At 68.2% G+C, this 24,670-nt stretch carries 22 protein-coding genes; 8 read left to right on the top strand and 14 right to left on the bottom strand.

Features of this window, described 5'->3' with window-relative positions; translation table 11 throughout:
• Positions 1-209 precede the first annotated feature (209 nt).
• Entirely contained in the window at positions 210-560 is a 351-nt protein-coding gene (locus tag PIGHUM_RS09735; RefSeq protein WP_124079382.1) for a c-type cytochrome, read from the top strand.
• A gap of 10 nt (positions 561-570) precedes the next feature.
• The gene (locus PIGHUM_RS09730) at positions 571-945 is read left to right on the top strand and encodes a c-type cytochrome (RefSeq protein WP_124079381.1); all 375 of its coding nucleotides are present in this window, start codon (positions 571-573) and stop codon (positions 943-945) included.
• A 64-nt stretch (positions 946-1,009) separates the two neighbouring features.
• Here PIGHUM_RS09730 and PIGHUM_RS09725 read toward each other — a convergent pair whose 3' ends face one another.
• The 4 genes from PIGHUM_RS09725 to PIGHUM_RS09710 form a co-directional block, all read right to left on the bottom strand.
• Positions 1,010-1,990, bottom strand: coding sequence for a Bug family tripartite tricarboxylate transporter substrate binding protein (locus tag PIGHUM_RS09725; protein ID WP_160142227.1), 981 nt, complete (start codon positions 1,988-1,990; stop codon positions 1,010-1,012).
• Positions 1,991-2,022: 32 nt separating this feature from the next.
• Positions 2,023-3,579: a sulfatase family protein gene (locus PIGHUM_RS09720; protein ID WP_124079379.1), complete on the bottom strand. Its 1,557-nt coding sequence runs from the start codon at positions 3,577-3,579 to the stop codon at positions 2,023-2,025.
• Between the two features lie 84 nt (positions 3,580-3,663).
• Positions 3,664-4,572, bottom strand: a complete 909-nt coding sequence (locus tag PIGHUM_RS09715; protein WP_124079378.1) for a LysR family transcriptional regulator — start codon at positions 4,570-4,572, stop codon at positions 3,664-3,666.
• A 45-nt stretch (positions 4,573-4,617) separates the two neighbouring features.
• Entirely contained in the window at positions 4,618-5,043 is a 426-nt protein-coding gene (locus PIGHUM_RS09710; protein WP_124079482.1) for a DUF1841 family protein, read from the bottom strand.
• A gap of 147 nt (positions 5,044-5,190) precedes the next feature.
• Here PIGHUM_RS09710 and icd point away from each other — a divergent pair, with 147 nt between their 5' ends.
• Positions 5,191-6,453 carry an NADP-dependent isocitrate dehydrogenase gene (icd, locus tag PIGHUM_RS09705; protein ID WP_124079377.1) on the top strand — a complete coding sequence of 421 codons (1,263 nt, stop codon included), beginning with the start codon at positions 5,191-5,193 and terminating at the stop codon, positions 6,451-6,453.
• Positions 6,454-6,521: 68 nt separating this feature from the next.
• Here the strand turns inward: icd and PIGHUM_RS09700 are convergent, their stop codons facing one another.
• The gene (locus PIGHUM_RS09700; RefSeq protein ID WP_160142226.1) at positions 6,522-7,499 is read right to left on the bottom strand and encodes a Bug family tripartite tricarboxylate transporter substrate binding protein; all 978 of its coding nucleotides are present in this window, start codon (positions 7,497-7,499) and stop codon (positions 6,522-6,524) included.
• A gap of 312 nt (positions 7,500-7,811) precedes the next feature.
• On the opposite strand from PIGHUM_RS09700, the gene PIGHUM_RS09695 reads away from it, so the two are divergent.
• The 3 genes from PIGHUM_RS09695 to PIGHUM_RS09685 are packed head-to-tail and all read left to right on the top strand — an operon-like array spanning position 7,812 to position 10,677.
• Positions 7,812-9,008 carry an FAD-dependent oxidoreductase gene (locus PIGHUM_RS09695; RefSeq protein WP_124079375.1) on the top strand — a complete coding sequence of 399 codons (1,197 nt, stop codon included), beginning with the start codon at positions 7,812-7,814 and terminating at the stop codon, positions 9,006-9,008.
• On the top strand, positions 9,005-9,904 hold the full coding sequence (locus PIGHUM_RS09690) for an isocitrate lyase/PEP mutase family protein (protein WP_246013073.1): 900 nt from the start codon (positions 9,005-9,007) through the stop codon (positions 9,902-9,904). Before PIGHUM_RS09695 ends, PIGHUM_RS09690 begins: the two co-directional genes overlap by 4 nt.
• Positions 9,905-9,936: 32 nt before the next feature.
• Complete coding sequence (locus PIGHUM_RS09685; RefSeq protein ID WP_222929242.1) at positions 9,937-10,677, top strand: maleate cis-trans isomerase family protein; 741 nt, start codon at positions 9,937-9,939, stop codon at positions 10,675-10,677.
• Between the two features lie 39 nt (positions 10,678-10,716).
• Here the strand turns inward: PIGHUM_RS09685 and PIGHUM_RS09680 are convergent, their stop codons facing one another.
• From PIGHUM_RS09680 to cydD, 7 genes are all read right to left on the bottom strand, one after another.
• A complete protein-coding gene (locus PIGHUM_RS09680) occupies positions 10,717-11,445 on the bottom strand; it encodes a GntR family transcriptional regulator (RefSeq protein WP_124079374.1) in 729 nt (242 codons plus the stop codon).
• Between the two features lie 62 nt (positions 11,446-11,507).
• On the bottom strand, positions 11,508-12,113 hold the full coding sequence (locus PIGHUM_RS09675; RefSeq protein ID WP_124079373.1) for a methyltransferase domain-containing protein: 606 nt from the start codon (positions 12,111-12,113) through the stop codon (positions 11,508-11,510).
• Between the two features lie 40 nt (positions 12,114-12,153).
• A complete protein-coding gene (gene cydX / locus PIGHUM_RS09670; RefSeq protein ID WP_124079372.1) occupies positions 12,154-12,273 on the bottom strand; it encodes a cytochrome bd-I oxidase subunit CydX in 120 nt (39 codons plus the stop codon).
• Positions 12,274-12,294: 21 nt separating this feature from the next.
• Positions 12,295-13,449, bottom strand: a complete 1,155-nt coding sequence (cydB, locus tag PIGHUM_RS09665; protein WP_124079371.1) for a cytochrome d ubiquinol oxidase subunit II — start codon at positions 13,447-13,449, stop codon at positions 12,295-12,297.
• Positions 13,446-15,044 (bottom strand): cytochrome ubiquinol oxidase subunit I, encoded by a 1,599-nt coding sequence (locus PIGHUM_RS09660; RefSeq protein WP_124079370.1) that lies wholly within the window; start codon positions 15,042-15,044, stop codon positions 13,446-13,448. Before PIGHUM_RS09660 ends, cydB begins: the two co-directional genes overlap by 4 nt.
• Positions 15,045-15,060: 16 nt before the next feature.
• Positions 15,061-16,725 (bottom strand): amino acid ABC transporter ATP-binding/permease protein, encoded by a 1,665-nt coding sequence (locus tag PIGHUM_RS09655; RefSeq protein ID WP_124079369.1) that lies wholly within the window; start codon positions 16,723-16,725, stop codon positions 15,061-15,063.
• Positions 16,722-18,407, bottom strand: a complete 1,686-nt coding sequence (gene cydD, locus PIGHUM_RS09650; RefSeq protein ID WP_124079368.1) for a thiol reductant ABC exporter subunit CydD — start codon at positions 18,405-18,407, stop codon at positions 16,722-16,724. Before cydD ends, PIGHUM_RS09655 begins: the two co-directional genes overlap by 4 nt.
• 350 nt (positions 18,408-18,757) lie before the next feature.
• Between cydD and egtD the strand changes: the two genes are divergently transcribed.
• Together egtD and egtB are read left to right on the top strand one after the other, a co-directional pair.
• Positions 18,758-19,762 (top strand): L-histidine N(alpha)-methyltransferase, encoded by a 1,005-nt coding sequence (gene egtD, locus PIGHUM_RS09645; protein WP_246013071.1) that lies wholly within the window; start codon positions 18,758-18,760, stop codon positions 19,760-19,762.
• Complete coding sequence (egtB, locus tag PIGHUM_RS09640) at positions 19,759-21,015, top strand: ergothioneine biosynthesis protein EgtB (RefSeq protein ID WP_124079366.1); 1,257 nt, start codon at positions 19,759-19,761, stop codon at positions 21,013-21,015. The genes egtD and egtB overlap by 4 nt, the downstream gene beginning before the upstream one ends.
• A gap of 15 nt (positions 21,016-21,030) precedes the next feature.
• Here the strand turns inward: egtB and PIGHUM_RS09635 are convergent, their stop codons facing one another.
• Positions 21,031-22,995 carry an AsmA family protein gene (locus tag PIGHUM_RS09635; protein WP_124079365.1) on the bottom strand — a complete coding sequence of 655 codons (1,965 nt, stop codon included), beginning with the start codon at positions 22,993-22,995 and terminating at the stop codon, positions 21,031-21,033.
• A 47-nt stretch (positions 22,996-23,042) separates the two neighbouring features.
• Entirely contained in the window at positions 23,043-24,473 is a 1,431-nt protein-coding gene (locus PIGHUM_RS09630) for an RNA polymerase factor sigma-54 (protein WP_246013088.1), read from the bottom strand.
• Positions 24,474-24,670: the final 197 nt, after the last annotated feature.

Here is a 24,670-nt window from a genome sequence, read left to right as displayed (position 1 = left end):
GCGATGAGGGTGCGGCTGGCGGCGCTTCCTGATGTATCATTGACAGTTGATAAGAAGTAAAAACCAGAGAGCCGCCGGCCAGCAGCGCCAAGGCGGTTCTCGCCCGGAGACGCTTCGTTGGCCTGTGGGGGCCGGGCGTTGCCGCTCAGTCGTTCCGCCGCCCGCCGTCGCCAGATGGCGGGTTCCGTTGATTCTGATAGAGCGTTCTAATGAAGTTGAGCATAACGATGCGGGCCCTGCCCGCGCTGGCCGCCTGTGCGATCATGGGTTCGGCTGCCGCCCAGTCCGCGGCCCCTGAGGCCGTCACCGGCAATGCCCAGGCCGCCCGCGACAAGATTTCCATGTGCATAGGCTGCCACGGCATACGCGGCTACAAGTCCAGCTTTCCCGAGGTCTACCACGTACCGATGATCGCCGGGCAGAATGCCAAGTACATCGAGGCCGCGCTGAAGGAATACGCCAGCGAGTCCAGGACGCACCCCACCATGGTTGGCATCGCCAAGAGCCTGTCCGAACAGGACATCGCCGATCTGGCCGCCTATTACTCCAGCCTGAAGTGAGCGTCCGACCATGAACCACACCCAGCGCATTTTCGCCGCCGCTGCCGGCGCTCTGCTGTCCCTGGCCGTGGGCCAGGCCCACGCCGCGGGCAACATTGGCGCCGGCAAGGCCGTGTTCGACCGCATCAACTGTGCCTCGTGCCACGGGGCCGACGCCAAGTCGTCCATCGATCCCAGCTATCCGCAACTGGCCGGCCAGCATGCCGACTACCTGGCGCATGCGCTCAAGGCCTACCGCCGCGGGCAGTCGGGCGCGGCCTCGTCGGCCAACGTCCGCAAGAACCCGATCATGGGCGCTTTCGCCGTGCAATTGTCCGACAAGGACATCGACGACGTTTCCGCCTACCTGTCCAGCCTGCCGGGCAACCTGGCGGTCCGCAAGTAGGCATCGAAGCGCCCCTTCTGTGGGGCGCTTTCCTTCCTGGCGGCCCGGCCGGGCGCCGGGGCGGTTATTCCGGCTGCAAGCCGATTTGCTCGACCACCCCTGCCCAGGTGTCGCGCTCCCGTTTCAGAAACGCCTGGTTGTCGGCGATGCTTGCAAGCTCCGGGGCGGCGGCCATGCCGAGCGAGGCCAGGTGCGCCGCGACTTCCGGTTTGGCCAGTACGGCATTCAATTCCTGATTCAGGCGGTTCACGATTGCGGCGGGCGTCCCGGCCGGCGCCATGAGCATGTGCCAGCCCGCCATGCCGAATCCCGGCAGCGTTTCCCCCAGCGCCGGGATGGACGGCGCGTTCGCCAGCCGGGAGGCGGTGCTGACCGCCAGGACGCGCAACCTGCCTGTCTCTATATGCGGAGCCACCACGGCGGCGGGCAGGATGACCAGATCCGCCCGTCCCGCCATGGTGTCCTGCAAGGCTTCCGAGGATTTGGAATACGGCACGGCGACCCAGTCGGCCTGCGCCAGCGCCGCGATCGCGCTTCCGAGGATGCCGGAGAAGGTCTTGGCGCCTTCGGTCGCGACGCGCAGGCTGCCGGGGTGCTGCCGGGATCGGGACAGCGCCTCTTTCAGGTCGGCGGCGGGCAGGGCCGGGCTGGCGGCGACCATGAACGGGCTGTAGGCGATGAACCGGATGGGGACGAAGTCCGCGGCGGGGTCATAGGGAAGCTTCTTGATCGTGTATGCATTGCTCGTGATGGCGCCGGTCGTCCCGTAGAACAGCGTGTAGCCGTCCGGCGCGGCGCGGGCGGCAGCCTGGGCGCCGATGATGTTCTGTCCTCCCGGCCTGTTTTCGATCACGATGGGCTGGCGCCATGTCTGCGCCAGCCTGCTGGCGACGTATCGGGCGACGATGTCGGTGCTCGAGCCGGGGGCGTGGGACACGACGAGCTTGACGGGGCGTTCGGGCCAGTCGCCGGCGTGGGCGCCGGCCAGGCCGGCGGCCAGCAGCGGGATGGCACTGGACCAGGCCAGTGTCTTGAGCGAAATCATGATGTCTCCTGTCGTGGGATGGGTGATGGGCGCTAGGCGACCGCAAGAGGACTCAGCGCCGTGTCCGCATGGGCCATCGAGACCCTGAGCAGCTTCTCGATCATTGCCTGCCGGATCGACGCGAAGGCGGCATCGTTCCATCGGTTCCTGCATTCGAGCGGATCGTCCCGGCGATCGTAGAGTTCGCCCCAGTCCACGCCCTCATAGAGGCTGAGCCGGTAGCGTGCGTCGATCAGGCTTTTCATCCTGACGGGCGCCTGGAAACCGAAATACGTGCGCTGGCCCTCTTCTTCGATCAGGACGGCCTCATGGCCGTCGTAGGCCCGGCCGGCGACGGATGCGGCGAAAGAGCGGCCCTGCATGCCGTTGCAGGGGGCGACGCCGGCGGTCTCGAGTATCGTGGGCGCGAGATCGATCGTGGAGACCATGGCGGTTTCCTGCCGCTGCCTGCCCGCTGGCGCGGCCCAGACCAGCGGAGTGCGGACGAGGCTGCGATAGTGGAGCGAGCCCTTGAACAGCAGTTGGTGATCGCCGGCGTACTCGCCGTGGTCGGACGTGAAGATGACGACGGTGTTTTCCGCCAGCCCGCAATCCTCCAGTGTGCGCAGGACCCGTCCGATGTTCATGTCGATGAAGCTCATGGCGCCGTAGTTCAGCGCGATCGCCTCGCGCACTTCCCTCTCTGTGGCGGCGAAGCAGGCCATGGACGTCTTGTGGGCCCGGCCTTGTTCGCGTTCGTTTCTTAGCCACGCGAGATGAGGTGGGGGATTGGCGGAGTGGTAGGAGGCGGGCAGCGGCATGTCGTCCGGCTTGTACATGTCCCAATACTTGCCCGGCGGCGTGTAGGGGTGATGGGGGTCGGGAAAGGATGCGTAGACGAAGAACGGCAGCTCCTGTTGCGCGTACTCGCGCAGGCGTTCGCTGGTGCGGTCGGCGATCCAGGCGCTGGGGTGGAAGGCTTCAGGGATGCGGGTACGCCAGGCCTGGCCGGCCTTGGCCAGTTCGTAGCCGGAGGGCAGGGCGTGTTGCCGGCCGAGCAGCGCTTCGCCTTCAGGACAGACGCCGCGCAGCCATTGGCGATAGTGCCCGTTGATGTCGTCGCCATGCTCAATGGCGATCTCAGCCTGTTCGAAGCCGTAGTACGGCAGCGACATGCGGTAGTTCTCGGCGCGCCAGTTCGCCACGCACTCCTGGGAATAGTCGCCGGGATAGCGCCTGGCGCCGTCGCGGGCCTGGCGCGGCCGCAGCGGGTGGGGCAGCGGCAAGTGATCGGTCATCGTCTGCAGATGCGACTTGCCGATCAGCGAGGTGGCATAGCCTTCTGCGCGCAGCAGTTCGGGGAAGGTCACGGCATCCATGCCCAGCGGAAGGCCGTTGTGGCGGACGCCGTGCGCCGAAGGCATGCGGCCGGTCATCAGGCTGGCGCGGTTGGGCATGCATATGGGGGTTGTGACATACGCGTTCGTGGCCAGCCATCCGCGGTTCGCGAGTCCGTCTATATGGGGAGTGCGCACCGTGGCGTTTCCATAGCAGCCGAGATGGTCGGCGCATAGCTGGTCGACGATGAACATCAGGAAATTGGGGCGCATGCTGTCGTCAGGCTGTCGAAAGAGAAGCCCGGATGCTAGCTGCCCGTGGCGGGGCGAGGGTAATAGAACGTTCTTAGAGGGGCATCATGCGGGCTGATGGGCCGCCGGATGGTTCTTGCCGAGCGTGGCCTTGACCACGCGCTCGGCTGCCAGCACGGCGGGCGATTGCATGGTGTCGGGATTGGTTCGTATCGCGACCCGGCGCAGGAAGGCGGGGTGGGCGATGCGCCGGGTGCCGAGCGATGAGCCGCGGGACAGCAAGGTTGCCAGGTGTTCGGGCAGCAAGGTCGATAATTGGCCGGTTTCGCATAACGACAACAGGGACGAGACGTCCTCGACGCCGCCGACGATGTTCAGCCTGATTCTTCGTTTGCCCATGAGTGCGAGCAGGGATCGATGCAGCGGTTGCACGATGGAGAGCAGCAGCGGGAATTCCGGCAATCGGCCCAGCGGCACCATGGTGCCGCTGGGGTCGCGGCCGCGCGGCGTGACCAGGCAGATGTGTTCGTCGTAGAGGATCGATTCGGCGGCGCCGCGTTCGCCGTCAGCCAGCACGGTCATCGCCAAATCCAGCTCCGACCTGCGCAGCCGTTGTGCCAGATCGTCGGAATATCCCACGACCAATTGGGGCCGCAGGCCGGGAACTTCGTCCCGCATGGCCTGGAATAGCGGTGCGCACATCACTGGCGCGGCGCTGTGGAGGATGCCTATGCGGACTACGCCGCTGATTTCTTCCGTGGTCGCCTTGACCGCGGCGCGGGCGTGGTCCACTTGTTTGAGTATGGCGAGGGCGTGGTTCAGCAGTTCTGCGCCGGCTGTCGTCGGCACGACGCCCATCGTGCTTCGGGTGAACAGCTTGGCATCGAGCTCGGTTTCAAGCGCAGCCAACGCTTGGCTGAGCGCCGGCTGCACGATGTGGAGATGGCGCGCAGCGGCGGAAAGGCTGCCCTGCTGGGCGATCGCGACGAAATACCGCAGTTGCTTGACGTCCATGTGGCTATTCCGGCTCGCGCCTTAGCGATGTCTATGCCGAACCATTCAAGCGCCCGCGCGCTGGCGGATCAATTCTATGTAGGCTTCGGTATCCAGCGGCGTGCCCAGCCGCTGCGATTCCCACACCACGCGTCCCAGGCATTCCATGACTTCATGGGCGGCCTCGTGCGCGTTGGTGCGCTGGGCGAGCTTCTGGTAGGCGGCGCGTATGCCGGGAGGATGGTCGATCGACAATTGCTCGGCGATCGCCAGGTGCATGGACAAATGCAGGAAGGGGTTGGTGCGGCCTGCCTCGACGCTGTAGTCGGTCTGGGCCGCCTCGGGGCTTTCGAGATCGGCGTGGTATTCGGGGTGCTCGAGCATCCAGTCCAGCGCCATGGCTTCCAGCGGCGTGAGGACTTCGCCGGCGCGATGCTTGCGCCAGGTGTCGGTGAAGAATCGGCGGACCTGGTCTCGGGTGGGATTGAACATCATGCTTCGATTGTACCCGCGCCCTCGCGGGGGCTCCGCGTGCGGCGGCCCGCCGAATACGGGATAATCCCTCCATTGTCCCGTGCCGGAAACGCACACCCGGGCCGGCCGCGCGGCCGGCCTTCCAACGATCGCCGGAATCGCTGCATGTCTGCCTACAAGCATATCGAGGTGCCCGCCGAGGGCCGCCGCATCACCGTCAACGCGGATTTTTCCCTGAACGTGCCGGACGAGCCCATCGTCGCCTATATCGAGGGCGACGGCGTCGGGCGCGACATCACGCCGGTGGCGCTGAAGGTGGTCGACGCCGCGGTGATCAAGGCCTACGGCGACACCCGGCGCATCCACTGGATGGAGATCTACGCGGGCCGCAAGGCCACTTCGCTGTACGGCGAAGGGGGCTGGCTGCCCGAGGAAACGCTGGCGGCGCTGCGCGAGTTCGTGGTGGCGATCAAGGGGCCGCTGGGCACGCCGCCCGGCGGGGGCGTGCGGTCGCTCAACGTGATGCTGCGGCAGGCGCTCGACCTGTACGTCTGCCTGCGCCCGATCCAGTATCTGCGCGGCGTGCCGTCGCCGCTGCGGAATCCCGAAAAAACCAATATGGTGATCTTCCGCGAGAACGCCGAAGATACCTACGCCGGCATCGAGTATGCCGCGGGTTCGCCCGAGGCGGTGGAGCTGATCGCGGTGCTGGAGGAGAAACTGGGCGCCAAGCACCTGCGCTTCCCCGCCACCTCCGGCGTCGGCATCAAGCCGATCTCGCGCGAAGGCACCGAGCGCCTGGTCCGCAAGGCCATCCAGTACGCCATCGACCACGACCGCCGCTCGGTCACGCTGGTGCACAAGGGCAACATCATGAAGTACACCGAGGGCGCGTTCCGCGACTGGGGCTACGAAGTGGCCAGGCGCGAGTTCTCGGCCGAGACCATCGATGCCGGGCCGGCGTGCCGCATCCGCAATCCGCGCAGCGGGCGCGATATCGTGATCAAGGACTGCCTGGTCGATACCTTTTCGCAGCGCATGCTGCTGCGGCCGGTGGAGTTCGATGTGATCGCCACGCCCAACCTGAACGGCGACTACCTGTCGTCCGCGCTGGCGGCCCAGGTGGGCGGCACCGGCATCGCGCCGGGCGCGAACATGAACGATTCGGTAGCGGTGTTCGAGGCCACCCACGGGACCTCGGCCAAGTATGCGGGCAAGGACTACGTGAATCCCGGTTCGGAAATCCTGTCCGCGGCGATGATGCTGCGGCACATGGGGTGGCACGAGGCGGCCGACCTGATCGTGCCGGCCATGGAGCGGACCATCCTGTCCAAACGCGTGACCTACGATTTCGCGCGGCAGATGGAAGGCGCGACCCAGGTGTCGTGCTCGGGCTTCGGGGAGTCGGTGATCGCCAATATGCAGTGATCGCGCGCGACGACGGCGAGCGGGGCGGGCAGGCCGTGAGGCTGCCCGCCCCGTGTCTTTTCCGGAGATTATTTGCCGCGCTTTTCCAGCAGGGGATCGATCTTGCGGCGTTCCGCCGCGACGAACCGGGTGAAGTTCTCCGTGCCGGGTGCCATCGCCGTGGCGCCCGCGTTTACGAAGATATTCGTCACCTTGGGATCGGCCAGGGCCTTGGCGGCGGCTTGCTCCAGCGCCGCGATCGCGGCCGGCGGCGTCCCTTTGGGCGCGAAGAAGCCGAACCAGCCGTTGAAGTCGAAATCCGGCATGTCCAGCGCCTCGGCCACGGTGGGCACGTCGGGCATCAGCGGCGAGCGGGTCTTGGAAGTGACCGCCAGGGCCCGCAGGCGGCCTTCCTTCAGGAATGGCGCGACCACCGGCGTGTTGATGAAGCCCAGCGGCAGCGTGCCTCCCAGGAGGTCGGTCATCGCCTGCGCGTTGCCGCGGTACGGCGTGTGGATGAATTTCGCGCCGGTGCGGGCCGACAGCATTTCGCCGGCGATGTGCGTGGACGTGCCTTCGCCGGGCGAGCCGTAGACGAAGCGGTCGGGGGATTGCTTGGCCGCGGCCACCAGTTCCGTCATGGACTTGATCGGCAGCGCGGAGTTGACCGTGACGACGTTGGTCATCAGGGCGATGCCCGTGACAGGCACCAGATCATTGGCCGGGTTGAAGGGCAGGTCGGGGAACAGATGCGGGTTGGCCACGATGGGCAGGCCGTTGATCAGGATGGTGTAGCCGTCCGGCTTGGCGCGGACCACGTATTCGGTGCCGATGTTGGTGCCGGCGCCCGGCTTGTATTCGATGATGAAAGGCTGGCCCAGCGTGGCGCTCATGTGGTCGCCCATGGTGCGGGCGAAGACGTCGGACGAGCCGCCGGGGGTGCCGCCGATGATGATGCGGATCGGCCGCGTGGGATAGGTTTCCTGCGCGTGCACGGCAGCGGCGGCGCCCAGAAGGGTGGCGAGGGCAGATGCCAGGCAGCAGGCCTTGAGAAATTCTCTGCGCATGTGGGGAGCTCCCATGGTTGTCGAGTTGACCGCTTGGATTCATGGCGAGATGTGCCAAGACCGGTGGCGCCATCCTAGGCGTTCTTTATTTTGTACACAATCGGTATTAATCCTTAAATTGATCGACAGCCGTGGAAGTTTGCCGGTGCCCTCGACAGGTACACCTATGGATTCAGTTATACGCCCGTATATCCAGGAATATTGAGGGTGGTGAGCATCCGGGAAACGCACGGTCGGGAAATGCAATTGCTGGACTTTTGATTGGCTTTGTCGCATTATTCTCCCAACATTGTGTACAAAGTGAGTTTTGCGATGTCTGAAGCCAAGGTTCTTGTTGCGGGCGCCGGCCCGGTCGGGCTGGTCAGCGCGATGGTGCTGGCCGAGGCGGGTATCGAGGTCGAGGTGTTCGAGCGCAATGCCAGTGTCATGGAAGATCTGCGGGCCTCGACCTTCCATCCTCCTACGCTCGACATGCTCGATCGCTACGGTATTTCCGAGGCGCTGGTGGAGGCGGGCCTGAAGGCGCGCCATACCCAGCAGCGCGACCGCCGCAAAGGCCTGATCGCCGAGTTCGATCTGGCGCGCCTGGCGGGCGCGACCAAGTATCCCTTCCGGCTGCAATGCGAGCAGTGGAAGCTCAACGAGGAACTGGTCGGCAAACTGGCCGCTTATCCGAATGTCAAGGTGCGCTTCGGCTGCGCGGTCGAGTCGGTGCGGCAGGACGGCAGCGGCGTGTCGGTGCAGCTACGCACGGCCGACGGCGCCGCGGCCGCCCGCGGCGATTATCTGATCGGCGCCGACGGCGCCTGGAGCGCGGTGCGGCGCAGCGTCGGCATCGAGTTCGAGGGCTATACGTATCCCGAGCGCTTCCTGGTCGTCTCCACGGCCTTCCCGTTCGAGGAGCATTTCGAGAACCTGGCCTGGGTGAACTACGTCTCCGACCCGGACGAATGGTGCGTGATGCTCAAGGTGCCGTCCTTGTGGCGTGTGCTGTTTCCCACCCCGGAGCACGAATCCGACGAGCAGGTGCTGTCGGATGCCGCCGTCGAGCAGCGCCTGCAGGGCCTGCTGCCGCAGTCCGGGCCCTACGAAATCGTCCATCGCACCCTGTACAAGGTGCACCAGCGCGTGGCCACCCGCTTTCGCCTCGGCAGGGTGCTGCTTGCGGGGGATGCCGCCCACATCAACAACCCGCTGGGCGGCATGGGCATGAATGGCGGCGTGCACGACGCCTTCAATCTCGCCGGCAAGCTGGCCGAGGTCCTGGCCGGGCGCGCGTCTGCGGAGCTGCTCGACCAGTACGAGCGCCAGCGCCGCACCATCGCGATCGAATACATCAATGCCAACACTGCGCGCAACAAGACGCTGATCGAAGAGCGCGACGAGGCGGCGCGCACGCGTATCCACGATGCGCTGCGCGCGACGGCCGCCGATCCGGACGCCGCGCTGGCCTACATCCGCAAGACCTCGATGTTCGATGCGCTGGAGCGCGCCGGGGCGATCGCGTGAACAACGGCTATTCCTCGACGCCGGCGTCGGCGCGGCGCCGGCGCCTGCGCGAAGCGCTTGCCGGGCCGGCGACGGTGGTCGCTCCCGGCGTGTTCGACATGGTGTCCGCCAAACTGGCCGAACGGGCCGGCTTCGACATTCTGTTCCTGACCGGCTATGGCCTGGTCGCGTCCTATCTCGGCCTGCCCGACGCCGGGCTGGCCAACGGCACCGACATGGCGGACCGGGTGAGGCAAATGGCATTGGTCACGGAGTCAGCGCTCATCTGCGATGCCGATACGGGCTATGGCGGACTGCTGAATGTGATGCACACCGTGCGCAGCTACGAGCGCGCGGGGGCGTCTGCCATCCAGCTCGAGGACCAGGTCTACCCCAAGCGTTGCGGGCATATGCGCGGCCGCAAGGTGGTCGGCGCGGCCGAGATGGAGGCGCGCATACGCGTCGCCCTGGACGCCCGCGAAGACGACGCCACGGTCATCATCGCGCGCACCGACGCCCGTACCGATCTCGGGCTGGACGAAGCCTTGCGCCGCGCCGAGCGATACGCCCGCGCCGGAGCGGACGTGGTGTTCGTCGAGGGGCCGGAGTCGGTGGAGGAAATCGGCCTCATCGCCCGGCAGGTGCCGACTCCGACGATGTTCAACATGGCCCATGGAGGACGCACGCCGGTCATCGCGCCGGATGTGCTGCAGCAACTGGGAGCCAGGCTGGCGATCTATCCGACCGCCGCCCTGCTGGCGGCGGCGCAGGCCGGCAGCGATGCCTATCAGGCGCTGTCGCGGCGCGAACTGCCCACTGGTCCGTTCTATCCGTTCGCGGCGTTTTCGCAGTTGATGGGATTCGAGTGGGTGGAACAGTTCGACGCGCGCTATCGCGGCCTGGACGACGGGCAATAGCGTGGACGGCCTTCTTTCTTGAGGATGCAATCATGGATCATCTGGGTTACCGCATGAAATTCGGCGTGTTGGGACCGTCGACCAATACGATCGTGCAACCCGATTTCGACGACATGCGGCCGGTGGGCGTCACCAACCACTACAGCCGCATCGTGATCCCCGACATGGCGGTGGACGACAACGAGGGCTTCATGCGCATGGTGGACGCCATTTCGAGCAACACCATGGACGCCGCCGACGTGCTCAAGACCTGCGAGATGCAATACCTGGTCATGGGCATGTCGGCCGTGACCTTCTGGAACGGCAAGCAGGGCGCGCAGGCTTATCTCGAGCGCATCCGCCAGCGCGTCGGCGTGGGCGTGACCTGCGGTTCCTTCGCGCTGGAGGCCGCCCTGAACGCCTACGGCGTGCGCAGGATCGCCTTTCTCTCGCCGTACTTCCCGGTGGCCAATGCCGAGGTGCGGCGGTTTTTCGAGGACTGCGGATTCACGGTCGTGCGCGATGTCTGCCTGCGCCGTCCGAGCCCGGTCCAGATCGCGCACACCACCGACAGGATGTGCCGCGACGCGATCAGGGAACTGGACGGCGACGACGTCGAGGCCATCGTGCAGGTGGGCACCAATCTGTCGATGGTGAGGCTGGCCGCCGCGGCCGAACTGTACCTGGACAAGCCGGTAGTCGCGATCAACGCCGCGACGTACTGGCACGCACTGCGCCAGGTCGGCATCCACGACAAGATACAGGGGCTGGGCCGGCTGCTGTCGCATCATTGACCGCAGGGCGCCGAGCTGCGGGCGGCGCGGTCGTCCGCCTCAGCCGCCGTGTTCCTGGCGTTCGAGCAGCGCGAACTGCGCCGACCGCAAGTGGCAGTGCATGGCGGCGCGCGCCCATTCCGGATCGCGCGCGGTGAATGCGTCGATCAGTTCGCGGTGATGCTGGAACGTGCGCGCCAGGCGGTCGCGGTCGTAGCTGCGCCGGGTGCGCAGGATGATCTTGATGTCGACCGCCTTGGCGCGCATGGTGCGCAGCCGCGCATTGCCGGCGGAATCGTAGATCCGTGCGTGGAAGGTCCGGTTCAGGGCGCTGATCCGGTCCAGGTTGGCGGCGCTGGTGTCGGGCCCGCGTGATTCCATTTCATCTTCGATCTCGCGCAGTTCGGCCAGCGTGTCCGCGCTCATCCGCGTCGCCGCGAGCGCGGCCAGTTCCGACTCGATCAGTATGCGGGCCGCGTAGAGATCGCGGATTTCCTGGTCGGACCAGGCCCGCACGGTAGCGCCGGCATTGGGGCGCAGCACCAGGAACCCGTCGGCCACCAGCAGCCGCAGCCCTTCGCGCACCGGTGTGCGCGACAGCCCGAGCGCCTCCGAGACTTCTTTCTCCGTTACGCGCGCGCCTTCGGGGAATTTGCCCGACATGATGCCGTCGCGCACGTGGGCATAGGCCTGCTGCACGGACGGTGCGCGCGAGGCAAGGTCGGACAGCGAAAAGATATCGGGCGAGATCGCCGGTGTGGCGGGCGGGGAAGATGTGGGCGGGTGCATACGGGCTGGCAGCCGGGCTCGTTGCGACAACTATAGCGGATATGCCGCTGCGGCAGCGCCCTTCACGAGGCCGGCATCCGGCCTACGTAGCGGGTGACGAAGGCCGGCCCGCGGTGGCCGTCGCCTTCGTCCAGCGTTAGTTCTCCTTCCCAGCCCACGACCTCTTCCAGCACCGGCGCAAAATCGCCGCGCAGCGTGGCCAGATCGTTGAGCATGTCCGGGTCGCGCGGGCCGCCGCTGCCGTAGCCTATCTGGCGCGGATGGAAGCATTCGAGGATGAGCCAGCCGCGCGGCGCCAGCGCGCGGGCCAGGCGGCGATGGGCGGCCGCCCGGAATGCGCTGGGCAGATGGACGTAGATGAGCGCCACGGCCGCGCAGGTGCCGGTGGGTGGACACCAGTCGGCCAGGTCGGCGTTCAGCGTGGTGATCGTCGCCCCCTGGGCGGCCGCCAGCGCCAGGGCCTTGTCCAGCCCGGTTCGGGCATTGTCCACCGCCAGCACCTGGTGGCCGCGCCCGGCCAGCCAGACGCTGTTGCGGCCTTCGCCGTCGCCCGGCAGCAGTATCCGGCTGCCCGCGGCCAGCCGCGATTCCTGTTCGGTGAGAAAGCGGTTGGGGGCGGTACCGTATTTGTAGCCGGGCTGGGCGTAGCGTTCGTCCCAGGTTTTCATGCAGCGCGTCCTTGCGGCGCCCGCCTGCGCGGGCGCGGTGTCAGCGGGGCGAGGCGTCGCGCTTGTCGTTGTCGTCCTGCACCAGTTCGTACCACATGGCGTTCAGGACCGCGAAGGTGGCCGCGAGGCCCAGCCCCAGTATCCAGGAAAAGTACCACATGCTCGTTGCTCCGTTTTGGCGTCAATAGGCGTGGTTGTGCGGGTCTTCCACCGATTTCTCGTCCACCTTGCCCCACAGGACCCGGTAGACCCACGCGGTGTAGAGGACGATGATGGGCACGAAGATCACGACCGAGACCAGCATGATGAACAGCGTCATGTGGCTGGAAGAGGCGTCCCAGACCGTCAGGCTGGCGCGCGGATCGGCGGACGAGGGCAGCAGGAACGGGAAGATGCTGACGCCCACCGCGACGACGATGCCGGCGATGCTCAGCGAACTGGCCAGCAGCGCGCCGACTTCCCTGCGCAGGCGCAGCAGCGCCAGCGCCAGCGCCGCGCCGGCCAGCCCGGCGGCGGGCGCGGCCATCAGCCATGGGTGCGCGTGGTAGTTGTCGAACCAGGCGCCGGGGGCGAGCTCGGCGGTCTTGCGCAGCGGGTTGGACGTGGCGAGGGTGTCGATAATGCTGGTGATGCGGTAGCCGTCGACCCAGGCCGACAGCGCCACGCCGCCCAGCGCGAACAGCACCAGCGTCGCCAGCGCGGCGACGCTGCCGTAGGCGCGGGCGCGCTCGGCCACCGGGCCGCGCGTCTTCATGACCAGCCAGCAGGCGCCCTGCATCGTCAGCATCGCGACCGAAACCAGGCCGCACAGCAGCGCGAACGGCGACAGCAGGCCGAGGAAGCTGCCGTCGTAGAAAATGCGCAGGTCGTCGTTCAGGCGGAACGGCACGCCCAGCAGTACGTTGCCCATCGCCACCCCGAAGATCAGCGAGGGGACGAAGCCGCCGACGAACAAGGCCCAGTCCCAGCTCGCGCGCCAGCGCGGATCCTCGCGCTTGCTGCGGTACTTGAAGCCGACCGGCCGCAGGATGAGCGCGAACAGGATGGCGAACATGGCCAGGTAGAAGCCCGAGAACGACACCGCGTACAGCGGCGGCCAGGCGGCGAAGATCGCGCCGCCGCCGAGGATCAGCCAGACCTGGTTGCCTTCCCACACGGGGCCCACGGTGTTGATGACGACGCGCCGTTCGAGGTCGGTGCGGGCGACGAAAGGCAGCAGCATGCCGCTGCCCAGGTCGAAGCCGTCGGTCAGGGCGAAGGCGAGCAGCAGGAAGCCCAGCAATGCCCACCAGATGACGCGCAGGACGTCGTAGTCGATGAGAGTGTGGAGAATCATTGCGGCTGCTCCTGGGCGTTCAGGTGTTGGGACAGGTGCGGTGCGACCAGCAGGACTTCGGGATCCGGATCGGGTTCGACGCCCTTGCGGATGGCCCGCAGCATCAGCTTCATCTCGACGATGATCAGGACGGTGTAGAGCGCCGCGAAGCCGACGATGGTCGTCAGCACGGTGCCGACGCCGAGGCTGGACACCGCGGCGGCGGTGGGCAGCACGCCTTCGATGGCCCAGGGCTGGCGGCCGAACTCGGCCACGAACCAGCCCATCTCGACGGCCACCCAGGGCAGCGGAATGGAGTAGACCGCGACCTTGAGCAGCCAGCGGTGCGCGTCCAGCCGGCGCCGCGCCGACAGGACGAAGAAGGTGGCCGTCAGCAGGATGAAGAAGAAGCCCAGGCCGACCATGATGCGGAAGGACCAGAACAGCGGCATCACCATGGGCACGGTATCCCAGGCGGCCTGGTCGATCTGCGCCCGGGTGGCCTGGCGCGGATCGTCCAGGTAGCGCTTGAGCAGCAGGGCGTAGCCCAGGTCGCGGCCGTGGTCCTCGAAAGCGGCGCGGTCGGCCGGCGCGATGGCGCCGGAACTGCCGGCCGCGCGGATGCGCTGCAGCGCGTCGAAGGCGACGATGCCGCTCTCGATGCGCTCCTTGGCGCGTTCGACCAGTTCGGTGATGCCGGGGATCTCGGTGGTGAGCGAGCGGGTGCCGATCAGCCCCATGACGGCCGGGACGTGGATCGCGTAGTGGGTCTTGCGGGCCTGCTGGTCGGGCAGGCCGATGACGGTGAAGGCCGCCGGCGCCGGCTCGGTGTGCCACATGCCTTCGATGGCGGCCAGCTTCATCTTCTGGTGCTCGGTCGAGAGATAGCCGCTTTCATCGCCCAGCACGACCACCGACAGCGCCGAGGCCAGGCCGAACGAGGCCGCAACGGTCATCGAGCGCTTGGCCACGTCGAGGTGGCGGCCTTTGAGCACGTACCAGGCCGATACGCCCAGTACGAAGATCGAGGCGGTCACGTAGCCGGCCGACACGGTGTGGACGAACTTGGCCTGGGCGACCGGGTTGGTGATCACCGCGAAGAAATCGGTGATTTCCATGCGCATGGTCTCGGGGTTGAAGGCCGAGCCGACCGGGTTCTGCATCCAGCCGTTGGCGATCAGGATCCACAGCGCCGAGAAATTCGAGCCCAGCGCCACGCACCAGGTGGCCACCAGGTGGCCGATGCGGGACAGCCGGTTCCAGCCGAAGAAGAACAGGCCGACGAAGGTGGCTTCCAGGAAGAATGCCATCAGGCCTTCCAGGGCCAGCGGCGCGCCGAAGATGTCGCCCACGTAGTGGCTGTAGTAGCTCCAGTTCATGCCGAACTGGAATTCCATCACCAGTCCGGTGGCCACGCCCAGCACGAAGTTGATGCCGAACAGCGTGCCCCAGAACTTGGTCATCTGGCGCCATATCTTGCGGCCGCTCATGACGTAGACCGTTTCCATGATCGCGATGAGCACGGACAGGCCCAGGGTCAGCGGCACGAATAAAAAGTGGTACAGCGCGGTCAGCGCGAATTGCAGGCGCGATAGCGAGACGATGTCCAGATCCATAGGCGGCCTCTTCTCCTCAGTCCGTTCTCAGGGTATCCAATTGGTGCTCGAAAGCGGGCGTGCCGCGCCGCAGGTCGGCCTGAATGGCGCCGTCGCGCAGCACGAGCAGGCGGTCGGCCAGCGCGGCCTCGCGCCGGATGTGGGTGGCGATGACCAGCGTGCGGCCGGCGGCGTGCTGGTCCAGCCTGGCGAGTACGTCGCGCGCGGTGGCGCCGTCCAGGCCTTCGGTGGGTTCGTCCAGCAGCCACAGGCCGACCGGCCGCAGCAGCAGGCGGGCCAGCGCCAGGCGGCGCGCCTGGCCGCCGGACAGTCCCAGGCCGCCTTCGCCCAGCCGTGTGTCGAGCCCGCCCGGCTGGGCGGCGACGTGATCGTCCAGGCCGGCGGCGTGCAGCGCCTGCCAGAGCTGCGCGTCGCTCGCATCCGGCGCGGCCAGCAGCAGGTTGTCGCGCACGCTGTCGCGGAACAGCTCGGTGCGCTGGGTCAGCAGGCAGCAGGCCGGCGCGGCGAGGCGGCCGCTGGGCGGCGTGCGTTCGCCGGCCAGCAGGCCGAGCAAGGTGGATTTGCCTGCGCCGCTGGCGCCGATGATGGCCACGCGCTGTCCATCGGGAATATGGAAAGAGACGGTGGCGTTCAGCAGCCGGACCCGCTCCACGGCGATTGCGCCGCGGGCGGGACGCGCTGCGGAGGCAGCGGGTTCGGCCAGGTGCGGCGCGAGCCGGCGCGCCGCGATCAGGGTGCGGCCGAGCTCCAGCGCGCCGCGGCGCAGCGGCGCCAGGGATTCGCCGGTGGCGAACACGGTCAGCAGCACCATCGCGGCGACCGGCGCGCCCATTGCGCCGGCCTGGACCAGCCAGGCACAGCCGGCCAGGGCCCCGGCCAGCGCACAGGTCCACGCCGCGCCCTGCGCCAGGCCGCCGCGCACGTCCAGGCGATTGAGCGCATCGTCGGCGCGGGCCAGCCGCGCTTCGCTGCGCAGTACCGTGTCGTGTTGTGCCCGCAGGCGGCCGGCCATGGCCAGGTCGGCCTGGCCTGTGACCAGGTCGATGGCCTGAGCGCGCAGGATCTCGGCGGCGTAGGCGCGCCGGCGCGCCGCGCCGCGGCTGCGGCGGGCGGTCCAGGCGACGATGCCGGCGCCGCTCGCGGCCAGCCAGCCGGTCAGCGCCAGGCCGCCGGCCCATGAATGCCAGCCGAGCGCAACGCCGGCCGCCAGCGCCGCGAGCAGGGCGGTGGCGGCCGGCACCAGCAAGCGCAGGTACAAGGCATCGAGCGCGTCGACGTCCGTGGTCAGCCGGTGCAGCAGCCGCGCCGGCCGGGCAGCGAGACGGCGCGCGGCCTCGGGCCTGGCCCAGCCCAGGAACAGCGGGCGCCGTACGGCCGCCAGCACCGCCAGCGCGGCATCGTGGCTGACGACGCGCTCGCCGTAGCGGGCGCCGGTGCGCAGCAGCGCCAGCAGGCGGATGCCCGCGCCGGGCGTGAACACGTCGAAGGCCAGCGCGGTGCCGGCGGCCAGGCCGGCGATCGCGGTAGCGGTCAGGAACCAGCCTGCCAGGCCCAGCAGCGCCATGCCGGCCAGCGTGGCAAGACAGGCGAGGGCGGCCCCGCCCAGCAGCAGCCGCGTGCGGCCGGCCAGGAACAGCCGCAGGACGGCGAGCAGGGCGGCGGTATCGCGCGAATGCTTCATACACACCGTTCCTGCGCGCACGCCTCGACGCCCGCGCCGATAGGGACGACCCGATCCATGCAGGCGGCCAGTTCGGGATCGTGGGTGGCCACGACCAGGGTCTTGCCCGCCGCCAGGGCGAGCAGGCGCCGCGTGAGTTCGCGCGCGGTCGCGGCATCGAGATGAGCGGTGGGCTCGTCGGCCAGCCAGACGTCGCAGTCCGGCGAGGCGGCGGCGCGCGCCAGCGCCAGGCGCAGGATCTCGCCGCCGGCCAGGCCGGTGCCCGATTCGCCCAGCGAGCGGCCGGCCGGGTCGTCGGCGAGGTGGTCCAGCGTGGCGGCGCGCAGCGCTGCGTCGATCGCGGCCGGAGACATGCCGCGCCCGAGCGCGACATTGGCGCGCAGGGTGCCCGCGAAAACGTGGGCGCGCTGGCCTATCCAGGCCATGCGGGTGCGCAGCGTCGCGGCGGTGTCGTCGGTCAGCTCGGTGCCGCCTATGCATATCCGGCCGCCCTGGGCGGGCGCCAGGCCGGCGATCAGCGCCAGCACGGTGGACTTGCCGGCGCCGCTGGGCCCGACGATGGCGACGTGCTCGCCGGGCGCGACGGCCAGGTCGAACCGGCGCAGGGCTTCGGCATGTTCCGGACCATAGCGGAAATCGACGGCGTGCATCGCGATGGCCGGCGCAGCGGCATGGACCGTAGCGCCGGACGCCGGGCGGGCGTGCGTGCCGGGCAGGCAGAGGGCCGGCGCACGCAGCGCCGCCAGGGCCTGCAGCGCCGCCTGCCCGGAGGCGCGGTCGTGCCAGACCGCGGACAGTTCACGCAAGGGTTCGAAGAATGCCGGCGCCAGCAGCAGGATGAACAGGCCCTGCCCGAGTGAAAGCGGCGTGCCCCAGGTGCCGACGGGCACTTGCCCGAGCAGATGGAACCCCACGTAGACGGCGACCATGGCGACCCCGATAGCGGAGAATAGCTCCAGCACCGCCGAGGACAGAAAGGCGATGCGCAGCACAGCCATGGTACGCGTTCGTAGATTTTGCGCAACGTCGTCGATGCGGCGGGCGGTGGCCTGGACCGCGTCGAGCGCGCGCAGTGTTGCCAGGCCGCGCAGCCGATCGAGCAGGAAGGCATTCATGCCGCCCATCTCGGCCAGGTGCTCCTGGCTGGCGCGCTGCGCCCGCCAACCCACCAGCGCCATGAATACCGGGATCAGCGGGGCGGCCACGAGCAGGACCAGCGCGGCGACCCAGGACAGCGGCAGCACTGCGGCGACGATGGCCAGCGGGACGATGGACACCTTCAACTGGACCGCGGGGTAGCGCGAGAGGTAGGGCAGGGCGGCGTCGGCCTGTTCGGCCAGCACGCTTGCTGCTTCGCCGGCGGCGGGCCGGCCGGGGTCGAGCGGCGAACTGCCGGACAGCGCGGACAGGGCCTGGGCGCGCAGTTCGCCCAGATGCCGCCTCGCGCGCCGGAAGCTGCTGCGCGCGCCGGCGGCATCGAGCGCGGCGCGCAGCAATCCGAGCGCCAGCACTGCGGCGGCGCAGCCAGCGCCGCGGGCAAAGGAGGCGCCGTCAGCCATGCCTTGCACGGCGGTCGCCAGGGCGGCCGCCTGGCCCAGCCATAGCAGCGATGCCGCGAGTTGCAGCCAGTCTCCGGAGCCTGGCCGGGGTAGAGGGGATGGCGCAGAAGAAGGTCGGGGCATAGACTCGTCACGACGTCCCGGCATGCGGGAATGGCGCCACCTTATCAGGGCGGCTTCGGCCGTGGCAATGCTCTGCGTCAATCTGCGTCACCCGCTCGCAGGCGGGGCGGACGCGCTTTTCGCGGGGCCGCAATGGTAGCAGCGTGTAACGCCCGCCGGCGGGACAGAGTCGGCAAATTCGCCGCCGGCCGGGTTCGCCGCGGCAATAGCTGGAAAGCATGCGTTACATCCCGCGGGCGCGCGCGCAAAGCAGCGGGCGTATAGATGGAAAGAGAAAAAGACCCGGGCCGGTCATCCGGACGTACCCGGCGTCGCGGGGAGTCTTCCACCCATTACTCGAGGAGCCGAGATTGACCATCCCACGCCAGGGCCCACTGCAAGACCGGGCCAAAGCAGATATTGCCCAGAGCGGTCACGCAGCCGCGCGGCCATCCGACCGCCGCGCCGCCGAACTGGCAGCGGGCCTGCGGCGCTCGCGCGCCATGATCGATCCCAAATTCCTCTACGACACTCAGGGCTGCGTGCTGTTCAACGCCATCTGCGAGCTGGACGAGTACTACCCCACCCGTACCGAACGCGCGATTTTCGAGACGCACCGCGACGCCATCGTCGGCGCGCTGCCGGCCGGGGCGCAGTGGGTGGACCTGGGTTGCGGGGATTGCGCCAAGTCGCGCGGCTTTCTGGCCCACGCCGACGTGCGCCGCTACCTGGGCGTGGACATCGCGGTGGACTGGATACGCGCCGAGGTCGACCGCCTGGGCAGGCAGTTCCCCGGCATCGATTGCGTGGCGGTAGCCGCGGATTTCGCGCAGGGCCTGGACCTGTCGGACGAACTGGGCGACGTGGCGCGGATGCCGCCGGTATTCTTCTACCCCGGGTCGTCCATCGGCAACTTTCCGCCCGAACGCGCGGTCGGCCTGCTCGGTGCCATCCGCGGCCAGACCGGTCCGGCGGGCTGCCTGCTGATCAGCGCGGACTTGCGCAAGGACCCGGGCGTCCTGGAACATGCCTATGCCGACGACCTGGGCGTGACGGCGGCGTTCAACCGCAATGTGCTGCGGGTCTGCAACCAGGTCCTGGGCAGCGATTTCCACCCTGAATGCTTCGACCACGAAGCCTGTTTCGACGCTGCCCACGGCCGCATCGAGATGCATCTGGTGGCGCGTGCCCCCCAGCGCGTGCGCTGGCCGGGCGGCGAACGGGCCTTCCAGGCGGGCGAAGCCATCGTCACCGAATATTCCTATAAATACACGCCCGCGCAGTTCGAAGGACTGCTGGCCGAGGCCGGATTCTCGCGCTGCCGCATGTGGACCGACGCGCGCGGCTGGTTCGGCGTTTTCCTGGCGCAGCCATGAACGCGCGCGATCGATTGCCGGACGCCGCCCAGCTCGCGTGGCGGGCGCAGCGCGTGCGCCAGGCCACGCTCGCCATGCTCGCCGGGCTGTCGGCCGAGGACTGCCTGCTGCAATCCATGCCCGAGGCCAGTCCGGTGAAATGGCACGTGGCGCACGTGACCTGGTTCTTCGAAACCTTCGTGCTCGAACCGCGCGAGCCGGGCTTCCGGCCCTACGACGCGTCGTTCCGCGAACTGTTCAACTCCTACTACGTGGGCGTGGGGGCGCGCCATCCCCGCGGCCAGCGCGGCCTGCTGTCCCGGCCGCCGCTGGAGCGCGTGCTGGGCTATCAGGAGACGGTGCTGCAGCGCCTGCTCGACTGGCTGGAGCGGGGGGCCGCCGATCCGCAGGCGCTGGCCCTGATCGAGCTCGGCCTGCAGCACGAACAGCAGCACCAGGAACTCATCGCCACGGACCTCAAGCACCATTTCTGGCACAACCCCGCATTGCCCGCGTGGCGTCCTGCGAGGGAGGGCGCGCGGGAGGACCCCGGCGCGCTGACGTTTCGCCGCTATCCCGCGGAACTGGCGCAGGCCGGCCACGACGGCGAGGGCTTCGCGTTCGACAACGAATCGCCGCGCCACCGCGTCTGGCTCGAGGCTTTCGAACTGGCGCAGCGCCCGGTCGTCAATGCGGAGTACCTCGCTTTCGTCGAGGACGGCGGTTACGAGCGGCCCGAGCTCTGGCTGTCCGACGGCTGGGACGCCTGCCGGCGCGAAGGCTGGCAGGCGCCGCTGTACTGGCTGCGGCAGGACGGCGGCTGGCATACGTATACCTGCGCCGGCCTGCGCCCGCTGAACGGCGCCGAGCCGGTCTGCCACGTCAGCTATTACGAGGCCGAAGCCTATGCGCGCTGGGCCGGCGCGCGGCTGCCGTCCGAGCTGGAGTGGGAACATGCGGCGCGGCAGGCGGGCGGCGTGCAAGACGGGGATTTCGCCGAATCCGGCCATTTCCACCCCCGGCCGCTGGAGCCCGGCCACTCGGCATTCTTCGGCAGCGTATGGGAATGGACCCAGAGCGCCTACCTGCCGTATCCGGGTTTTGCGCCCGCGGCCGGCGCGGTGGGGGAATACAACGGCAAATTCATGATCAACCAGATGGTGCTGCGCGGCGGCTCCTGTGCCACCCCGGCCAGCCACATCCGTCCCAGTTACCGCAACTTTTTCTGGCCGGCGGCGCGCTGGCAGTTTTCTGGGATCCGGCTGGCGCGCTGAGCACGCCAGCCCCGCTCAGCGGCCCTTGGCCGGCGGCGGCGGGCCGCCGGCATTGTTGCGGGCGCCGCGCATGCTGGACAGCAGTCCCTGGCAATCGGCATCGGTGCCGGGGCCGGTCTCGATCAACGGGATCAGCGCCGCGATGGGGTTGATGAGACCCAGCGCCAGCGCGGCACCGGCCCGCGCGAACAGCGTGGTCTTGTCGATCTTGAAGTCGGGGTCGGCGAAGGTGCCGACGATGTCGATGGGCGAGCGCGCGACCAGGATGCTTTTGTCCTTGGGCTGCGGTTCCAGGCGCACATTCAGCCGCTCCTTGGACAGATCGATCGTGCCGTGCCCGTCGATGCGCGTATCGTCGGTATCGATCACCAGGGCCTGAGAGGTCGCCACGCCATCCTTGACGTCGAAGGTCGCGACTGCGCAGCGCAGCCGGGTCTGCTGCTCCTTCTCGCCGCTGATCAGCAAGCCCAGCGCCTGGCCGGCATCCAGGCCGATCGCCTCTACGATCAAGTGAGAGATGTCGCCGCCCGTCACGGCCGCCCCCATTGTTCCGTCGGCCCGCCCCAGCATGGCGCGCACCGAATTGCCGGCGGTCTTGAGCTTGATGTCGGCGCCCAGCGTGCCTTCGCTCTTCTTCATCAGTTCCACGTCGGGGAACAGCCGGCTCAGGCGCGCGCGCTTGACCGCGATGGCCGCGTTGGTGCGTATCAGTTTTTCGCGCGCATCGAGCGTGATGTCCGAGCGCAGCTCGCCGCCGGCGTAGCCGAAGTTCAGCGGAACCAGCTTGAGGACGCCGTCCTGCAGGATGAGGTGGGCGGAAAAGTCGTCGAAGGCCCAGGGGCCGCGCACCCGCACGTCGGCCGCGTCCAGGGTCACGTCGGCGTCGATGGCGTTGAGGCGTTCGAGCCGGAATTCGGCGTCCGGCAGCACGCGGCGGTCGGCGGCCTGCTGCGGTTGCGCCATACCCGCCGCCGGCTTGGCAGGCTCGTCGGGATCGACGCCGATCAGTGGGCCGAGGTCTTTCATGTCCAGCACGCGGCTCTTGAGCTTGGCGCGCAGCAGGGGCCTCTCCGGCCGGATATGGTAGCTGGCGTCGCCGGCGATGTCGGTCGAGCCGATGCGGCCTTCCATGCCGGTCAGATCGTACTGGGTGCTGGTGCGCTTGAGATGTCCCTTGATGCGATAGGGCGGGGTGGTCGGCAAGGGCAGGTTGATGTAGGGATAGAGGACGGACAGCGTCGGCCCGGCGATGTCCAGCGCCACGTCTATCCTGGCGTCGCCGAAGATGTCGCCCACCTCGCCTTCGGCGCGCACCTGGGTGGCGGCCGCCTTGGCATCGATGAAGAACGGAAAGGGCGTGCCCGAATCGCGCAGGGTCATGATGCCGCCGGTGCGCGCATTTCCGCCGAAGGCGCCGCCATGGTATTTGCCGCTGAAGTCCAGCTTCATGCCGTAGGCCGGGCCGGAGGGGGCGGGCGTGTCGCTGGCGGCGTGCAGTTTGGCCGAGACGTCCAGCATCCGGTCGTCGTAGTTCACCTCGACTTCATTGAGGGACAAGGTGCGGACGGTGAGATCGAGCGGCGGACCGCCGTCGTCCTCGCGCGCGAGCGTCCAGTTGTTGGAGCCGTCCTTGGCGCGGGCCAGGTAGGCGCGCGCGCCGTCCACGGCGAGCCGCTCCAGCACGACCGCCCGGTGCAGCAGCGGCAGCACGCGCACGTGCAGTTCCACCGTATCGGCCCGCGCCATCTCGGGGTGCTCGGCGCCGTCGATATTGGCCACCTTCAGGCCTTGCAGCCGAATGCGCGTGACCGGCCGCAGTCGCATGCGGAAGTCGTCCAGCGTCACCTGCCGTCCGAGCTTGTCGCTGGCGATGCGTTCGACCGGGCCGCGCAGAAAGCGCCAGTCGGTCAGGAAGGCGGCTATCACGAGAATCACGATGAGTCCCGCAACGGCCGCGAGCAGCTTGGTAGTCGTACGCATCTGCGATCCTTTGCCAGGCTATGCTGCGATGCCGGCGGTTCGGTGGTTCATGGCGCCCTGCGCAATTCTGCCGGCCCGATCTTCAGCGCATCGCGGTATTTGGTCACGGTGCGGCGGGCCACGACGACGCCTTGCTCCGCCAGCATGCGGGCCAGGGCGACGTCGGACAGCGGGTCGCGCTTGTTCTCGGCCTCTACCATATCGCGGATCAGGGCGCGCACGGCGGCGGCCGAGCAGCGTCCGCCGGTTTCCGTGGCGAGCTCGCGCGAGAAGAAATGCCGGAATTCAAAGACGCCACGCGGCGTCGCCATGTACTTGTTGTTGGTCGCGCGCGAGACGGTGGACTCGTGCAGATCGAGTTCTTCGGCCACCTTGCGCAGCACCAGCGGCTTGAGCGCGATCTCGCCATAGTCGAAGAAGGTGCGCTGGTGCGCGACGATGGCTTCGGCCACGCGCTGGATGGTCGCAAAGCGCTGTTCGACGTTGCGTATCAGCCAGCGCGCTTCCTGCAGCTCTTGCGACAGCGGCGCACGGTTGTCGCAGCGCGCCCGCCGGAACAGGTTGGCGTAGGCATGGTGGAGCCTGGCGCGCGGCATGACCGCCGGATTGGTGGAAATGACCCATTGGTTGCGTACCTTGCGCACGATCACGTCGGGCACGATGTGGTCCGTCTCCGCGCGGGCATGGGCCAGCCCGGGGCGCGGGTCGAGACTGCGTATCAGCCTGCAGGCGGTTCCCAAGGCCGCGTCGTCGCAGCCGAGCCTGCGCCGCAGTTCGGCGTTTTCCCGGCGCGCGAGCAAGTCCAGGTGTGCGCCGGCAAGCGCCAGCGCGAGTTCGCGTCCCGGCGTCTCCTGCGGCTTGGCGGCCAGTTGCAGCGTGAGGCATTCCGACAGGCTGCGCGCGCCCAGCCCGGGCGCGTCCATGTGCTGGATGAGCTTGAGCGCCACCTGCCATTCTTCCGCAGCGGGCTGGGGCTGCAGCGGGATCGAGGCCGCCAGTTCGTCGAAATCCTGGCGCAGATAGCCATCGTCGTCGAGCGCCTCGACCAGGATCTCCGCAAGCAGCCGGTCGCGCGTCTCGAGGCGGTAGCCGCACAGTTGCCGATGCAGGTGTTCGTGCAGGCCTTCGCCGCCGGCACGCCACTGGCCGATGTCCGGCTTGTCGTCATCGTCGTCGCGGGCGCCGCTCGACGGATAGCTCGAATAGGGCTCGCTCTCGTAAGAGCCGTCATAGGCTGTCTCGGCGGCCGCCGGGGAAGCGCTGGCTTCGTCGGCGCCAGCCGGTTCCGCGTTGCGCGCGATCGGCAGGATGGCTTCTTCCGCATGCGGCGCGGCGGATTCTTGTTCGTCTTCTTCGAGGAAAGGGTTGGAGGCGATGGCCTGCTGCAGTTCCTGCGTAAACTCGAGCGCCGACATCTGCAGCAGCTTGACCGATTGGCGCAGCCTGGGGGTCAACGCCAATTGCTGGCGCGCGCGCATGTCGTAAACGGCTTGTATCACTCCTTTCTCCTGGTATTGCCGGGTACGGGCCGGCATGTTTCCTGCCATGCTCGTGCAAACTCCATGCCAGCGCGTTTCCGTAGGCAAATCGCGGGGGAGTGTGGAAAATAGCGTGCAGGTGCTGCCCCGTACCGTAAGATTTACAGCCCAGTCGGGTTCGATGAAACAGGAGTGAC

This window comes from Pigmentiphaga humi (assembly GCF_900606115.1).
GTDB classification, from domain to species: domain Bacteria; phylum Pseudomonadota; class Gammaproteobacteria; order Burkholderiales; family Burkholderiaceae_B; genus Pigmentiphaga; species Pigmentiphaga humi.
The sequence above is the reverse complement of the archived record's forward strand: the minus strand, read 5'-3'. Positions and strand labels throughout refer to the sequence as shown.

Bases quoted from the DNA above. Each gene is read 5' to 3' on its own strand.
- PIGHUM_RS09735 (WP_124079382.1), top strand. From the start codon at position 210: ATGAAGTTGAGCATAACGATGCGGGCCCTGCCCGCGCTGGCCGCCTGT.
- PIGHUM_RS09730 (WP_124079381.1), top strand. From the start codon at position 571: ATGAACCACACCCAGCGCATTTTCGCCGCCGCTGCCGGCGCTCTGCTG.
- PIGHUM_RS09725 (WP_160142227.1), bottom strand. From the start codon at position 1,990: ATGATTTCGCTCAAGACACTGGCCTGGTCCAGTGCCATCCCGCTGCTG.
- PIGHUM_RS09720 (WP_124079379.1), bottom strand. From the start codon at position 3,579: ATGCGCCCCAATTTCCTGATGTTCATCGTCGACCAGCTATGCGCCGAC.
- PIGHUM_RS09715 (WP_124079378.1), bottom strand. From the start codon at position 4,572: ATGGACGTCAAGCAACTGCGGTATTTCGTCGCGATCGCCCAGCAGGGC.
- PIGHUM_RS09710 (WP_124079482.1), bottom strand. From the start codon at position 5,043: ATGTTCAATCCCACCCGAGACCAGGTCCGCCGATTCTTCACCGACACC.
- icd (WP_124079377.1), top strand. From the start codon at position 5,191: ATGTCTGCCTACAAGCATATCGAGGTGCCCGCCGAGGGCCGCCGCATC.
- PIGHUM_RS09700 (WP_160142226.1), bottom strand. From the start codon at position 7,499: ATGCGCAGAGAATTTCTCAAGGCCTGCTGCCTGGCATCTGCCCTCGCC.
- PIGHUM_RS09695 (WP_124079375.1), top strand. From the start codon at position 7,812: ATGTCTGAAGCCAAGGTTCTTGTTGCGGGCGCCGGCCCGGTCGGGCTG.
- PIGHUM_RS09685 (WP_222929242.1), top strand. From the start codon at position 9,937: ATGGATCATCTGGGTTACCGCATGAAATTCGGCGTGTTGGGACCGTCG.
- PIGHUM_RS09680 (WP_124079374.1), bottom strand. From the start codon at position 11,445: ATGCACCCGCCCACATCTTCCCCGCCCGCCACACCGGCGATCTCGCCC.
- PIGHUM_RS09675 (WP_124079373.1), bottom strand. From the start codon at position 12,113: ATGAAAACCTGGGACGAACGCTACGCCCAGCCCGGCTACAAATACGGT.
- cydX (WP_124079372.1), bottom strand. From the start codon at position 12,273: ATGTGGTACTTTTCCTGGATACTGGGGCTGGGCCTCGCGGCCACCTTC.
- cydB (WP_124079371.1), bottom strand. From the start codon at position 13,449: ATGATTCTCCACACTCTCATCGACTACGACGTCCTGCGCGTCATCTGG.
- PIGHUM_RS09660 (WP_124079370.1), bottom strand. From the start codon at position 15,044: ATGGATCTGGACATCGTCTCGCTATCGCGCCTGCAATTCGCGCTGACC.
- PIGHUM_RS09655 (WP_124079369.1), bottom strand. From the start codon at position 16,725: ATGAAGCATTCGCGCGATACCGCCGCCCTGCTCGCCGTCCTGCGGCTG.
- cydD (WP_124079368.1), bottom strand. From the start codon at position 18,407: ATGCCCCGACCTTCTTCTGCGCCATCCCCTCTACCCCGGCCAGGCTCC.
- egtB (WP_124079366.1), top strand. From the start codon at position 19,759: ATGAACGCGCGCGATCGATTGCCGGACGCCGCCCAGCTCGCGTGGCGG.
- PIGHUM_RS09635 (WP_124079365.1), bottom strand. From the start codon at position 22,995: ATGCGTACGACTACCAAGCTGCTCGCGGCCGTTGCGGGACTCATCGTG.
- PIGHUM_RS09630 (WP_246013088.1), bottom strand. From the start codon at position 24,473: ATGCGCGCGCGCCAGCAATTGGCGTTGACCCCCAGGCTGCGCCAATCG.